We start from the raw sequence: 13694 nt of genomic DNA, 5'->3' as shown, positions 1-13694 counted from the left end.
AAGCTCAAAAAAGCCGAAGGTGTTCTTCTTGCTTATTTTTCCATCACCCTGCATAACAATTTGTTAACACGAAATAGAATTCCCAAATAAACGCCTACTGAAGACTATTCCCTATCTTTATCCTGAAATTCAGAAACTCGTAGTCTATTAACGACACGATTTTAGCCTGATTTTTCAAGAGATTACCTTACGTGTACCGCTCTTTTAAGTAAACCGCATTCTATGCAAACGCCGGCTAAATACAAGATTCTGGTAGTAGACGATGATCCAGACATCGTGGAACTGTTACAGTACAACCTGGAAAAGGAAGGGTACGAGGTAGCCCAGGCCCAGAACGGGCAAGTGGCGCTGGACCAAGCCAAGAAATTCATCCCAGACATTATTCTGTTGGACGTGATGATGCCAGTTATGGACGGGATTACGGCTTGCCGCCAACTGCGCGAGAACCCTAAGTTCAGAGACACGCACATCCTTTTCCTGACAGCCCGCAGCGAGGAATTCTCTGAGGTGGCCGCCTTTGACGCTGGCGCCGATGACTTCATCGTGAAACCCATCAAGCCTAGAGCCTTGATTAGCCGGTTGGCTGCGTTTAAACGACGCGACACCAGCCAGACGCCCGAGCAAGTTCCCGTGATAGAGATTTCTGGCCTGCGCATAGACCGCACCAGCTTTATGGTGCACAAAGGCGATCAGAAAATCACGTTACCCAAGAAGGAATTTGAGCTGCTGTCTTTTCTGGCGGCCACGCCCAACAAAGTATTCTCCCGCGACGAGTTGCTGAACAACGTGTGGGGAAATGATGTGTTTGTGATTGCGCGCACCGTGGATGTGCACATCAGAAAAGTGCGCGAGAAAATAGGCGAAGACCAAATAAAGACGATTAAAGGCGTTGGCTACAAATTCAACACCGACTAAACCTGCCCCACCTACCGCTACCCCGCCCTCTAAAGGGATAAAGCTGAGTTCGCAGAGAATTGCCATCCTCATTTCGGTGCTGGTGGCCTTGATTATTGCCATTTACCTGGGCATCTCCCCCTATTTGGAGTTTAAGCAGCGTGTGCTGGCCTTGGCCCTCACTTTCTCTGCCTGCTTTTTGTTGGTGTACTTCTCCTATGAAGCCTTGATCTTCAGGGAAATTAACAACATCTACGCGGGTCTGGAGAAATTCAAACGGAAGGAGTTCAAGCAAATGAGTACCAAATTCCTCTTCCGCCCAGATCCCCTACAGCGCATCAAAGATGAAATTTATTTACTGGCCGAGCGTAACCAGAAAGAAATTGAAGAGCTCAAGCGCCTGCAGGCCATGCGCCGGGAGTTCCTGGCCGATGTTTCCCATGAGCTTAAAACTCCCATCTTCGCCGCCCAAGGATTTATCCATACGCTCTTAGACGGCGCCATGGATGATGAGCGGGTACGGGACAAGTTCCTTATGAAAGCCGCCAAAAGTCTAGACGGGCTTGACACGCTGGTGCAGGACCTGATCACCATCTCGCAGTTAGAGAAAGGCGTGATCCAGATGAAGAAATCAACCTTTGACCTAAATGAACTAGGGCAGGAAGTCTTCGAGCAGTTGGAAGGCAAAGCGCAGTCCAGAAACATCACCATCCATTTGCTGAATGACCCCGAAGAAAGTTTCAAAGTAATAGGAGACCGCGGGCGCATTAAACAGGTGTTAATCAATCTCATTGACAATGCCATCAAATACGGCAGGGAGAACGGCAACATCTGGCTCTCGTTCCATGACGGCAAGAAAAAGACGTTGGTAACCGTGCGGGATGACGGGCCCGGAATTCCGAAAGAACACCTTAACCGCATTTTTGAGCGGTTCTACCGCATAGACAAAAGCCGGACCCGCGATGTATCGGGCGGAGGTTCGGGGCTAGGGTTGGCCATCTCCAAACACATAGTGGAGGCGCACAAATCTGTGATTGTGGTAGATTCTGAGGTAGGCCAGGGTACAACCCTTCGGTTTAAATTGTCAAAACAGAAGGCATAATCCATCACCCGTTTAGGCGCGGTTTTACTTGAAAGCGGCTCTAAACAGGAAAACCAGCAAGACGGAAATAATGGGTATCTTTGCAGCAATACAGAGAAAGCCGTCGTTTTTGCCCTGTTTTCGTAAAAGCGGGTTGAAAACGGCTCTACTCTCTGCCGTCACACATGCATTTCTATGAAGTTACCCGCTTTCCGCGACCTTATTATTTTTGAGAACGACGATTTCATTGTAGTCAACAAACCTCCGTTTCTGGCCACCTTAGAAGACCGTTCTTTTAACGCCACTAACTTACTTACACTGGCGCGCCAGTATCATGAGGATGCCCAGGCCTGCCACCGGTTAGATAAAGAAACATCGGGCTGTCTGGCCATTGCCAAGAACCCCGAGGCGTACCGCCATCTCTCCATGCAGTTTGAAAACCGCCAGGTACAGAAGGTGTACCACGCGGTGGCCTGGGGAAGCCATGAGTTTGAGAACCTGCTGGTAGACCGCGCCATTCAACCCGGCCTGAAAGGAGTGGCTAAACTGGCTTTTAAAGGCAAACCTGCGCAAACGTATTTTACCACGCTGGAGAAATTCAGCCGTCATACTCTGGTAGAATGCAAACCTATCACGGGTCGTATGCACCAGATCCGTTTGCACCTGGCGTTCCTGAAAGCCTCTATTGTGCAAGATGAGTTGTATGGGGGTGAGCCGTTGTATCTCTCCAGCCTCAAACGCAAATTCAACCTAGCCAAAGACACCCAGGAACAGCCCGTCATCAAACGCTTCGCGCTCCACTCCTACCAACTGGGCTTCACCCTGCTGAACGGGGAACCGGTGACCGTAACCGCAGAATACCCCAAAGACTTTGACGTTCTGGTGAAACTGCTCCGGAAAAACAGCTGATTCTTAGTGTAGGCTTTTGCAAGCCTTGAGCCGACTGCTAGTAGTAGCTTGAAAACTTAGTTGCAAATACTTGTTGGTAGTCTAAATATGCTTTTTCAAACGCGTCTATTTAGGGGCAGTTTTCTTGAAAACGCCTCTAAACAGACGCGTCTTTTTAGATAAATGCTTCAGGCTTAACCTTCAAGCGGCTATTCTCTTTTGAATTCTCTTGATTTTCAAGGGAATAAATGCAAATGGTATTGCACGCCAAAAAGAAAGCTCGTATCTTTGTGACCATTTTTAAGAAAAAGCATTCAATTTTTTCACTCGTTAACCATTTACAATGGACCATTTAAGTTATAAGACGCTATCAGTTAATAAGGCGGCCGCTGATAAAGGCTGGGTAGTGATAGACGCCGGAGACTCAACCCTTGGCCGTGTGGCCTCTCAGATCGCGATGATCCTTCGCGGTAAAACCAAACCTTCTTTCACGCCTAACGCTGACTGCGGCGATAACGTGATCGTGATCAATGCGGATAAAGTTCGTATGACCGGTAAGAAGTGGGACAAGAAAACCTTCGTGACGCACACTGGATACCCAGGTGGTCAGAAGACCTTCACTCCGCGTGAGCTGAAAGCTAAATCTTCTACCCTGTTGGTAGAGCGCGCCGTGAAAGGAATGTTGCCAAGAACCCGTTTGGGCCGTGAGCAATTCCGTAACCTGTACGTGTATGCTGGCACTGAGCATCCGCATGCTGCACAACAGCCTGTTCAAGTAAAACTTACAAAATAATCTAGACATATTTAATGGAAGTTCTCAATACATCTGGTAGAAGAAAAACCTCGGTGGCGCGCATTTACATGACGTCAGGGCAAGGGAATATCACTATTAACGATAGAGATATTAAGGAATACTTCCCTAGTGAAGTATTGCAAACCATCGTACAGCAGCCATTGTCGCTGTTAGATGCAGTTGGCAAATACGACATTAAGGCGAATATCAAAGGCGGTGGCGTGGCCGGTCAGGCAGAAGCCCTTCGTTTGGCAATCACCAAAGCTTTGGTGGAAGAAAACGCTGAGACCCGTCCAGCCCTGAAAAAAGAAGGATTCTTAACGCGTGACCCACGTATGGTGGAGCGTAAGAAATTCGGTAAGCGCAAAGCTCGTCGTTCCTTCCAGTTCTCTAAACGTTAATATATCATCAGCTGTATCAATATCATGGCTAATACCACATATAAAGAATTACTGGACGCCGGTGTACACTTTGGTCACCTTACCAGAAAATGGGATCCTAAAATGGCTCCGTACATTTTCATGGAGAAAAACGGCATCCACATCATTGACCTGAACAAAACGCTTGCTTCTATTGACGAGGCTACTGCTGCTATTAAGCAGATCGCTAAGTCTGGCCGTAAGATTTTGTTTGTCGCCACAAAAAAACAAGCACAGGACATTGTGGCTGAAGAGGCAAAACGCCTTAAAATGCCTTACGTGACCGATCGTTGGTTAGGTGGTATGTTGACTAACTTCCAGACTGTACGCAAGTCTTTGAAGAAAATGTCAACTATTGACAAAATGGTGAAAGAAAACACTGCGTATGCTGCAATGGCGAAACGTGAGCGTTTGATGCTGTCTCGTGAGCGTGAGAAACTTGACCGTGTGTTGGGTGGTATCGCTGACTTGTCACGTCTCCCAGCTGCCTTGTTCATTGTTGACGTGAAGCGTGAAGGCATCGCCATCAAAGAAGCACAGAAACTGAACTTGCCAGTATTCGCGATTGTAGATACCAACTCTAACCCAGAGTTAGTTGACTTCCCGATCCCGGCAAACGATGACGCTTCTAAGTCTATCTCTTTGATCACATCTTTGATTGGCCGCGCCATTGAAGAAGGTCTGTCTGAGCGTAAAGTAGACAAAGAAGACACTGACAGAAAGCGTTCTGAAGAAGAAGGCATCCAGGAGAAAATTGACGCTGAATAAGCCTCTGATCTCTTTATAGATTTGTAAAGGAAACTGAACATTAGGAAGCTTGGCCACTGATGTTCAGTTTCTTTTTAACCTAACGGGAACCCGCCTTACCGGTAATTCCCTCTCCTACTGAAACTTATTAACCGTATTTCTTAATAAAAGAACAATGGCTATTACAGCACAAGATGTAAACAGACTTCGTCAGGAAACTGGCGCAGGTATGATGGACTGCAAAAAAGCGTTGACTGAAGCCAACGGCGACTTTGAGACAGCCAAAGATATCCTTCGTAAACAAGGTCAGAAAATTGCCAGCAAGCGTGCTGACAACGCTACTTCTGAAGGAGCGGTATTGACGCAGGTTAACGCTGATGGTACTGTTGGAACAGTGATCGCGCTTGCTTGCGAGACTGAGCCAGTATCTAAAGTAGAAGATTTCAGAACTTTGGCCCAAACTGTATTGGCTGCTGCCGTAGCTAACACTTCTGGCACCAAAGAAGATTTATTGGCTACGCCTCAGGCTGATGGCCGCTCACTGCAAGACCACATCACTGACCTGATGGGTAAAATTGGTGAGAAAATTGACGTAGTTTCTTACGAGACCGTAACCGCTGAGAGAGTAGTTGCTTACAACCACTCTAACGGTAAACTGGGTGTATTGGTAGGCTTAACCAACACCGGCGGAAACGAAGTAACTGAGGTTGGTAAAGACGTGGCTATGCAGATTGCGGCTATGAAACCAATTGCAGTAGACAAAGATGGTGTTGATGCAAATACCATCCAGCGTGAGATCGAGATCGGTAAAGAGCAGGCTCGTGCCGAAGGGAAACCAGAAGAAATGCTAGAGAAAATCGCCCAAGGTAAACTGAACAAATTCTACAAAGAAAGCACTTTGTTGAACCAGGAGTTTGTGAAAGACCCATCTTTGACTATTGCCAAATTGTTGGATAACACTTCCAAAGGCATGACCGTTACTGAGTTCAAGCGTGTAGCCATCGGCTAAGCTGAAAGCACCGCTTTCATAAATCAAAAGCCCCGCTGACTATCACAGCGGGGCTTTTCTTTTGAATCTGATAATCTTATTTAATTCACTTATAAGAGTACCCAGCTGGGCATCGCTTGAAAAGCACGCATCCAGAAAGGAAAACCCTAGCTTAATTGTATAGGTTTTTAACTATAAAGATTTGTTTATGCTATAAGTGATGTGGTGTAGGCTCAGATTACGGCACTGCTAGAATAGAAACCTATTAGTTACCTGCAGCAGTCATAGAAACTCTTTTCTCAAGTTGCGACACTTGCTCGCCGTGTGCTTTGGTGTTGTTAGCACTATTGGCTTTTAGTTGCTCTTTTCTTTTTCTCTTTTCAGCAGAAATGTAACTCAAGAAGGTGGCTTTTGCTTTCATAACTTAAAGGTTTCTGATTTAACAATGATATTAGGTATAGGAAAAATGGCTCTAAATTCTGGTTTTACTCTGGTGAGGTTAGCTTCTTAGTTCTTACCTCTTCTATTCTTATTTCTCTCCTGAACAGAAAGAAAAATTAAAACGTTCTGCAATTTGTTACTTTCTTATTAAAAAATATAACAAGTCTACCAATCAATAACTAAAACATAATGCTTAAGTGCAACACTACTTACTTAAGTTTATAGCTATTTTTCACCTAGCACCTACCACTTGATATTATTTTGTTCATCTAATATAGTGCAAAATTCATATCATCCAAAAAATTATTTACTATTTTCTATAATTTAAAGGATATTACCTAAAACTAAGTAATAAATAAATTAGTTAAATCATATACATGCATACTAAATACCTCATTGAGCGCGTTCAAAGGCGTATTTCTACAAAAGCAGTAGTTTAAGAAAAGGTGAACTTTAAGACCCTTTCTTTTTAGCATAGGGTTTGATTGCAAAGAGCAACAAGGTCTAGCTACTTTTCTAAAAAGGAAGAACACATAAGTATATGGCCTAAAAAGGCTATGATTGGTCAAGACAGGGAATATCTGCAAGGGCAGATCTTATTCAGAAAGTGAAAGAAGTTATTGCAAAGGAAAGGGCCTGCAAAAGCAGGCCCCCCAAAGGTGTAGTAGAATCAGTTGGTTGAACAGGTACGCAAAACTCAATCCAGCTCCGCCTGCTTCCTAACAAACTCTTGTCCGGCAATATCATCTTTCCGTAAAAAAGGCCTGATAATCAGACGCGTTCCGTTCTCGTAGGTAAAGAATTTATAGAGCCAGTTGGCGAGCACTATCAATTTATTCCTAAATCCTATCAGATAATAGATATGCACAAAGAGCCAAGCCATCCAAGCGATGAATCCTTTCAAGTGCATATTCTTTGGAAGATCGGCAACGGCGCGGTTTCGGCCTATGATGGCCAGCGATCCTTTGTCAAAGTACTCAAATGGCACCAAGGGCTCATTGCGAATAATCCGGCGGAGGTTTTTGGCCAGGTGCTGCCCTTGTTGGATGGCAGGCTGCGCTACACCAGGGTGTCCTTTCGGCCACTTCTCGGTTTTCATGTACGCAATGTCACCTATGGCAAACACATTAGGAAAACCGATCACCTGGTTGAAAGGGTCTACTAGGTACCGACCTCTCTCGCTGGCCTCGGGTGGCAAGCCGGCTATCTGCGCCCCGGATACACCTGCTGCCCAGATCAGGGTTTGGGTTCTGATCTGCTCCCCGCCCTTAAAGGTCACTACTTGCCCATCATAAGACTCTACCAAGGTATTCAGCTTGACATTAATGCCTACATCCTCTAAGTAGCGTTTGGTGGTGGCACTAGACTCTGGTGACATAGGAGGCAGCACCCGGTCCAACCCCTCCACCAAATAGATATTCATCAAACTGAAGTCCATGCCCGGGTAATCTCCTGGCAGAACGTGTTTCCGCATCTCGGCCAGGGCACCGGCAAGCTCTACCCCCGTAGGGCCTCCGCCCACAATCACTATATTGAGGAGGCTTTGCCGCACGGCCGGGTCTTTGATCATGTTGGCCTGCTCAAAGGACTGCAGAAGCTGGCTGCGCAGGTTAAGGGCATCTGGCACCTGCTTGAGCGGGAACGAGAACTTCTTGATTTGTTCGTTTCCGAAGTAATTGGACTTGGTACCAGTAGCGATAATCACAAAATCATAAGCCAGCTCACCCACCAGGGTAGTTACGGTTTTGGCCGCGGGGTTAATGCCCGTTACTTTTACTTGCCTGAAGTGGAAGTCCTCATAGTCTTCGTCAAACATCTTGCGGAGCGGCTCGGCAATGGCATCTGGCTCCAGTCCGGCGGTGGCCACCTGGTACAGCAGCGGCCAGAAACCATGGTAATTCTGCCGGTCAAACATCACCACCTGAAACTCCTTGCCAGATAGTTTCTTTGCCACGTTCACACCACCAAATCCACCACCAATGATCACCACTCTGGGCTTGGTAGTTTCAGGTATATTTAGGGTAAGCTCTTTTATATGAAGCATAAGCAGTCAATAGAAGTTAAAGGAAACCTTCCGTAGCACAGAAGGCTTTCCTGATTCATAGACTTATACTGCATTTTCGGTATATAAGATTTTCTATTTGGAGAGAACTTTGCCCTGATTCTCTTGATTACCTCCTCTGCAAAGAAAAAGCCGTTTAGAGGCAGTTTACCGGAAAACTGCCTCTAAACGGCTTCAGAAGAAAGGATACGGATTTATTACCGGTGAAAGCTCTCTCCCACAAACTTCAACACCTCTGGTAAAGCGGTACGCCAATAAGACCAGGTATGGCCTCCGTCCCGCACTCTGAACTCATGCGGAATCTTTTGGTCAATCATAGCGGCATGCAGGGCCATGTTTCCTTTGATGAGAAAATCATCGTCTCCGCAATCAATGTAGTACTTCACTTTCTTAAGCGAGTCTGCCGGGGTGGTTTCTACAATTCTAAGGATGGAGTTCTGGTTCCAGTGGGTGCTCAGGCGCTCCTGCCCTTTGGGGTGCTGCCCGTAGATGCCGGCAAAGACCCGGTTGTAGTTGTCTTCGGGCATGTTCTTGAATTCCTCCTCGGTGAAGACGGCAGAACTCAAGGGGGCGGCGGCAGAAAACAGTTCAGGGTGCTTCATTGCCATAATCAGGGTACCATAGCCTCCCATGGACAAACCGGCCACCGCCCTGGACTCTTTGCTGCTGCGGGTCCGGAAGATCTTGTCCACGTAGGGAATGAATTCTTTGACAAAGAAATCCTCGTACTTCACTTTCGCGTCAACACTGTTCACGTACCAGGAAACCCCAGCATCGGGCATGACAATGATCATAGGCGGAATCTGACCGGCCTGCATCAGGCGGTCGGCAATCAGGTGGGCCTCGCCAAACTGAGACCAGCCGGTTTCATCATCGGTGTAGCCGTGCAACAGGTACAACACAGGATACCGGCGATTAGAGGTAGAATAGTCGGCGGGCAAGTAGATGGAGTACTTGACATCGGTACCCAGAATCTTACTTTTGGTTTTCAGGCTTTCCTGTAACGTGCCGTGTTGTTGGGCCAGGGCTGGCCAGGAAAAAAGCAACAGGAGGGATAGGAGAAATTGACGCATCAAAGGTTTTTGTTTCACAGCGGAGGATCTTTTGGTTGGTTTCGTTTGCTCACCCTAAGTATAGTAGCTTTCTGCTGATTCTTCTCTATTTTACCGTCCAAATAAGGGTAGATGGAGCATCAAAAAATCTGGAGCGAGCTAGAGGTCGCATTCGTCAAGGGGAAATCTAGGGTCATTTCGAGCAAAAACATACAGCCCCTGAAGATTCTGAACCCTGGCTCCTCTTACCCCGGTTGCCACGTGGTGCTATCCAGTTACGGAGGCGGCATGGTGGCCGGAGACCAGATCAACCTGCGGGTTACCTGTGGTTCCCAGGCCAAACTCTTCCTCAGCACCCAAGCCAACACCAAGATCTTCAAGAGCACCAACGGCGCCACGGCAGAGCAGCACATCACTGGCCAAGTAGGTGAAGGAGCCCTGGTGGTAACCTTTCCCGACCCGGTGGTGCCCCAGGAAAACAGCCGGTACAAGCAAACGCAGCACTGGCACTTACCCGCATCGGCGTTGTTGCTGGTGATTGACTGGTTTCACTCGGGCCGCATGGATCAAGACGAACGGTTTCTGTTCCAGTCCTTCTCTTCTGAGCTGAAAGTGTCGGTGGCCGGGAAACTGGTGCTGCTAGATAGGTTTTCATTCAGGCCCGAAGAACACATTGCTGGCTCGCCGGCAAACTTTGACACGTACCAAACCATGTTCTCAGCTTATCTGGTTGGCTCCCCAGACGATGAGCGTTTCAAGGCCTTAGCCCAAACGCTGATGCAACTGAAGATTACCAGCAGCCGGAACATCAGCTTTGATATGGGAGACCAGGATTACGTCATCTCTGTCTCAGAGGTGAAGGAAGGTGTGTATCTGCTCCGGGCCATGGGCAAAAGCCGCCAGGACCTGGAACCCACCTGCCAACACCTTCTAAAAGAACTCAGCGGCGAAGCGTTCTTCGGGTACAACCCGTTAGAGCGTAAGTATTGATGGAAAGGAGCGCTTCCGCCCTACCGCCTTTCTTCCCGCACCGACTCCAGCGCTTTTTGCTTTGCTTTGATAATTTGGTCGATAATCACGTCCAGATTATAGCTATCCAGAGCCCGCGCAAACACAAATGGGCCGTCTCCGCGCATCTTTTTAGAGTCCCGTTCCATTACGCCCAAATCAGCGCGCACCAGGTCCGCGATGTCAATCTTGTTGATCACAAGTAAGTCTGACTGAGTAATACCGGGCCCACCTTTGCGAGGGATCTTATCGCCGCCCGAGACATCAATGACATAGATGGAATAGTCTACCAACTCCCGGCTGAAATGGGCCGCTAGGTTATCACCGCCGCTCTCCACAAACAGCAGGTCTATTTGGTTGTTGAATTTAGCCATGAGACCTTCCAAGGCATCCATGTTAAGGGAGATATCTTCCCGAATGGCCGCATGCGGACAGCCACCGGTCTCCACGCCCACAATGCGGTCGGCGGAAAGGGCGCTATGGCGGATAAGGAACTCGGCATCTTCACGGGTGAAGATATCATTGGTGACTACGCCCAACTGGTACTCGTTGCGGAGACGCTCGCATAGGGCTTTGAGCAGCGCCGTTTTTCCGGTACCCACGGGTCCGCCAATGCCAACCGTAAACGCCCGCTTTCTGAAGTTGCGGTAGGGCGGCAGTTTGCGGGTCTCGCGCTCCTCAAATGAACCCGGTGACTCATAGAACTCATGGGTGTGTCCGTGCAGCAAAAGGGCTAGTTTTTCTACAAAAGGCATAGCTTCAGGGTAAGTAAAGAGTGTGAGTTAATTTTGGAACAACTTAGAATAAATGTCTTCCTGCAGCACCTGCACGGCATCCAGCAGAAAAGCCGACCGAGTGGCTTGGGTGTAGTCAACTGCAGCCTGGTTTTGGAGCAGATTTTCGAAAATAGTGTAGAAATCATGTTGCAGCTTGTGTCCTTCCATGGGACCCAGGAAGCCCAACCGGATGGCGGCACTCACCTGGTCGCGCAGGGCCATGTGCAGGTACATGGTTTGCACATCTGATAACTCAATCTCCACCTGCTTCAAGCAAAGGGCGAACACCGGCACAAAATGAGGAGGCAGTTCCTGCAACGCAAACCATTGCCGGATGTCTTGTATGTCTGAGTTAGGGTAGAAGGATTCCAGCAACTTCAGCCAGTTCTTCCCCTGCCCCACGCTCGCCCGCCTGATGGAAGGAACCAGCATCATGACATCGTACTCCTCTACCATCTCATAGAGCTGAGTGCTTAGCGTTGGCGCTTCTAACCCGAAGCAGGAATTGATAAACGGGATTTCCATGGCTACCACCTGCTGCAAGTAGGAATACAGGTAATGCCGCAACCCCAACCGGTCTTTAATGAGTCCAAACGTAATGCTGCTTTCCAACCCATAAGAATAGGCGAAAGAACCCGTAGGGATAGAGGAATCTACAAGGTGAAGCAGCCGGGCGAATTTCATCTTTAGATGGTAGATGTTGAACTGGAATTTTGTTTTGGGATGGTTTTGGTAAAATGTGCCTGTAAACACCTTGGTTCCGGAAAACAAGACCTTGCTCGGCTCCTAATGGCACACCAATATTTTTAATTAGTTAAAACAGGTTATACAACTGAGCCAAGGGCAACTTATCGGCAGGCTCGCAGGTGAGGTGCACGCCATCTACGGTCACCTTGTAGGTCTCGGGGTCTACCTCAATGTTGGGCAGGTAATCATTCAAGGCCATGTCTTTTTTGGAGACCGACCGGCAGCCTTTTACCGCCACTATCTGTTTTTGTAAGCCGTAGTTCTGCTGCACATACTCCACCGAAGCCTTGGAAACGAATACCATGGAGGTCTGCCAAATAGCTTTGCCAAAGGACCCGAACATGGGCCTGGATAATACCGGTTGCGGCGTAGGGATAGAAGCATTGGCATCGCCCATCTGCGACTGCACAATGATTCCGCCTTTGATGATCATCTCGGGCCGTGAGCCGAAGAAGGCAGGTTTCCAGAGCACCAAGTCCGCCAGTTTGCCCAGTTCTACAGACCCGATTTCCTCAGAGAAGCCATGGGCGCGGGCCGGGTTGATGGTGTATTTGGCCACGTACCGTTTTGCCCGAAAATTATCTGACCCGGTGGTAGAGCCAGTATCTTCTGGCAAATGGCCGCGTTGCTGTTTCATTTTGTGGGCTGTTTGCCAGGTACGGGTAATCACTTCGCCCACCCGACCCATCGCCTGTGAATCTGACGAAATGATGGACAAAGCACCCATGTCATGCAGAATATCTTCGGCGGCGATGGTCTCTCCCCTGATGCGGCTCTCGGCAAAGGCTACGTCTTCGGGGATGTTTTTGTCTAAGTGGTGGCAAACCATGAGCATGTCCAAGTGCTCGTCAATGGTGTTCACCGTGAAAGGCCGCGTAGGGTTGGTGCTGGAAGGTATCACGTTGGGCTCGCCGCAGATTTTGATGATGTCTGGGGCATGGCCGCCGCCGGCACCCTCGGTATGGTAGGCGTGGATGGTGCGGCCCTTGAACGCCGCCGTAGACGTCTCCACAAAACCGCTTTCGTTCAAAGTATCAGTATGGATGCAGACCTGCACATCGTACTGCTCGGCAATGGTAAGGCAGGTGTCGATGGCCGCGGGTGTGGTGCCCCAATCTTCGTGAAGTTTGAAACCCAGTGCGCCCGCTTCCACCTGTTCTATCAGCCCCTCGGGTTTAGACGAGTTGCCTTTGCCCAGAAATCCGAAGTTCAACGGATAAGCCTCGGTGGCCTGCAACATCATCTTAATGTAAAACTCACCGGGCGTACAAGTGGTGGCATTAGTGCCCGCCGCCGGACCAGTGCCGCCGCCTACCATGGTAGTGACACCCGAAGCCAGTGCCTCATTGATCTGCTGCGGACAGATAAAGTGAATGTGACAGTCAATACCTCCGGCGGTGAGAATCAGTCCTTCGCCGGCCACCACCTCAGTAGTGACGCCTATCACCATTCCGGGGGTGACGCCTGGCATGATGTGCGGGTTGCCGCCTTTTCCAATACCGGTGATACGGCCGTCCTTGATGCCTATATCGGCTTTGAAGATACCAGTGTAGTCCAGCACCAAGGCATTGGTGATGATGAGGTCCAGGGCCTCGGCTTGGCCGATGCTTGCGGCTTGTCCCATGCCGTCGCGCAGCACCTTGCCGCCCCCAAACTTGCACTCCTCGCCGTAGGTGGCGTAGTCTTTCTCTACTTCTATGGTGAGATCAGTATCGCCCAAGCGGACCCGGTCCCCCACGGTAGGTCCGTACATATCAGAGTAGGCGCGGCGGTCTAGGTGTATGCTCATGAAAGTTTT

Annotated in this window: 14 protein-coding genes; 8 read left to right on the top strand and 6 right to left on the bottom strand. The window is 48.8% G+C overall.

Annotated features, from left to right (window positions below; genetic code table 11):
• Positions 1-222 precede the first annotated feature (222 nt).
• The 7 genes from ACW9SV_RS15480 (at position 223) to tsf (ending at position 5831) form a co-directional block, all read left to right on the top strand.
• A complete protein-coding gene (locus ACW9SV_RS15480; RefSeq protein ID WP_479557662.1) occupies positions 223-915 on the top strand; it encodes a response regulator transcription factor in 693 nt (230 codons plus the stop codon).
• The gene (locus tag ACW9SV_RS15475) at positions 890-1996 is read left to right on the top strand and encodes a sensor histidine kinase (RefSeq protein WP_479557661.1); all 1107 of its coding nucleotides are present in this window, start codon (positions 890-892) and stop codon (positions 1994-1996) included. Before ACW9SV_RS15480 ends, ACW9SV_RS15475 begins: the two co-directional genes overlap by 26 nt.
• A 174-nt stretch (positions 1997-2170) precedes the next feature.
• Positions 2171-2884 (top strand): RluA family pseudouridine synthase, encoded by a 714-nt coding sequence (locus tag ACW9SV_RS15470; RefSeq protein ID WP_479557660.1) that lies wholly within the window; start codon positions 2171-2173, stop codon positions 2882-2884.
• Between the two features lie 322 nt (positions 2885-3206).
• Complete coding sequence (rplM, locus tag ACW9SV_RS15465) at positions 3207-3656, top strand: 50S ribosomal protein L13 (RefSeq protein ID WP_479557659.1); 450 nt, start codon at positions 3207-3209, stop codon at positions 3654-3656.
• A gap of 14 nt (positions 3657-3670) precedes the next feature.
• On the top strand, positions 3671-4057 hold the full coding sequence (gene rpsI / locus ACW9SV_RS15460) for a 30S ribosomal protein S9 (protein WP_123131211.1): 387 nt from the start codon (positions 3671-3673) through the stop codon (positions 4055-4057).
• A gap of 24 nt (positions 4058-4081) precedes the next feature.
• Positions 4082-4843 (top strand): 30S ribosomal protein S2, encoded by a 762-nt coding sequence (gene rpsB, locus ACW9SV_RS15455; RefSeq protein ID WP_479557658.1) that lies wholly within the window; start codon positions 4082-4084, stop codon positions 4841-4843.
• A 154-nt stretch (positions 4844-4997) separates the two neighbouring features.
• Complete coding sequence (gene tsf / locus ACW9SV_RS15450; protein ID WP_479557657.1) at positions 4998-5831, top strand: translation elongation factor Ts; 834 nt, start codon at positions 4998-5000, stop codon at positions 5829-5831.
• A 244-nt stretch (positions 5832-6075) separates the two neighbouring features.
• Here the strand turns inward: tsf and ACW9SV_RS15445 are convergent, their stop codons facing one another.
• The 3 genes from ACW9SV_RS15445 to ACW9SV_RS15435 form a co-directional block, all read right to left on the bottom strand.
• Positions 6076-6231, bottom strand: coding sequence for a hypothetical protein (locus tag ACW9SV_RS15445; RefSeq protein ID WP_479557656.1), 156 nt, complete (start codon positions 6229-6231; stop codon positions 6076-6078).
• A 717-nt stretch (positions 6232-6948) separates the two neighbouring features.
• The gene (locus tag ACW9SV_RS15440; RefSeq protein ID WP_479557655.1) at positions 6949-8295 is read right to left on the bottom strand and encodes an NAD(P)/FAD-dependent oxidoreductase; all 1347 of its coding nucleotides are present in this window, start codon (positions 8293-8295) and stop codon (positions 6949-6951) included.
• A 215-nt stretch (positions 8296-8510) separates the two neighbouring features.
• On the bottom strand, positions 8511-9386 hold the full coding sequence (locus ACW9SV_RS15435) for an alpha/beta hydrolase (protein WP_479557654.1): 876 nt from the start codon (positions 9384-9386) through the stop codon (positions 8511-8513).
• Between the two features lie 111 nt (positions 9387-9497).
• Between ACW9SV_RS15435 and ACW9SV_RS15430 the strand changes: the two genes are divergently transcribed.
• On the top strand, positions 9498-10355 hold the full coding sequence (locus ACW9SV_RS15430) for an urease accessory protein UreD (protein WP_479557653.1): 858 nt from the start codon (positions 9498-9500) through the stop codon (positions 10353-10355).
• A 20-nt stretch (positions 10356-10375) separates the two neighbouring features.
• On the opposite strand, the gene ureG is transcribed toward ACW9SV_RS15430, so the two are convergent.
• The 3 genes from ureG to ureC all read right to left on the bottom strand — a co-directional run bounded on the left by ureG (position 10376) and on the right by ureC (position 13685).
• Positions 10376-11128: an urease accessory protein UreG gene (gene ureG, locus ACW9SV_RS15425; protein ID WP_479557652.1), complete on the bottom strand. Its 753-nt coding sequence runs from the start codon at positions 11126-11128 to the stop codon at positions 10376-10378.
• Between the two features lie 27 nt (positions 11129-11155).
• Entirely contained in the window at positions 11156-11833 is a 678-nt protein-coding gene (locus ACW9SV_RS15420; protein ID WP_479557651.1) for an urease accessory protein UreF, read from the bottom strand.
• Positions 11834-11963: 130 nt separating this feature from the next.
• Positions 11964-13685: an urease subunit alpha gene (gene ureC, locus ACW9SV_RS15415; protein ID WP_479557650.1), complete on the bottom strand. Its 1722-nt coding sequence runs from the start codon at positions 13683-13685 to the stop codon at positions 11964-11966.
• Between the last annotated feature and the right edge of the window lie 9 nt (positions 13686-13694).

It is taken from the genome of Rufibacter sp. JT20002 (genome assembly GCF_056491185.1).
Note: the sequence above shows the minus strand (reverse complement) of the source record. Positions and strands in the feature narration are given on the sequence as shown.